Source organism: Saccharopolyspora sp. 6M, assembly GCF_020176775.1.
GTDB classification, from domain to species: domain Bacteria; phylum Actinomycetota; class Actinomycetes; order Mycobacteriales; family Pseudonocardiaceae; genus Saccharopolyspora_C; species Saccharopolyspora_C gregorii.
Window position 1 is genome coordinate 1 of sequence record NZ_JAIUJZ010000352.1, and the last position, 756, is coordinate 756.

Sequence of the window (756 nt, forward strand, 5' to 3'; positions counted from 1 at the left end):
CGAAGCCACCAACACCCGCATGCTCCTCGGCCAGCGCATGGGCGCCTTCCACGAGACCTACGACCTGCTGCTGACCCCCCCGGCGGCTCCAGCGGCGGAGCAGGCGCCGCCGTCGCACTCGGCATGGCGCCCCTGGCCATCGGCACCGACGGCGGCGGATCCGTGCGCATCCCCGCGGCCTTCTGCGGCATCTGCACCATCAAACCCACCTACGGGCGCATCCCCCACTACCCCGCCAGCCCCTACGGCACCATGGCCCACGCCGGACCGATGACCACCACCGTCACCGAGACCGCGCTCATGCTCGACGTGCTCAGCGGACCCGACAGCCGCGACTGGTCCGCCCTCGAACCACCCGCGCAGTCCTTCCTCGACGGACTCGACGACGGCGTCGCCGGCCTGCGCATCGCCCTGAGCACCGACCTCGGCTTCGCCACCGTCGACCCCGAGATCGCCGACGCCGTCACCCGCGCCGCCCGCACCTTCGCCGAACTCGGCGCCACCGTCGAGCACGCCGACCCCGGCTTCAACGACCCCGTCGAGGACTTCCACGTGCTGTGGTTCTCCGGCGCCGCCAAATCCGTCGAACACCTCACCGACGCCCAACGCGCCCTGCTCGACCCCGGGCTCGCCGAGATCGTCGAACAAGGCCTCACCTACGACGCCCAGGACTACCTCGAAGCCACCAACACCCGCATGCTCCTCGGCCAGCGCATGGGCGCCTTCCACGAGACCTACGACCTGCTGCTGACCCCC

General features: G+C 71.3%; 1 protein-coding gene. It reads left to right on the forward strand.

What is annotated here, in order from left to right; all coding sequences use genetic code 11:
• Window positions 1–756 (forward strand): amidase family protein (locus tag LCD31_RS28785; RefSeq protein ID WP_304615284.1); only part of this gene is annotated, 756 nt, incomplete at both ends.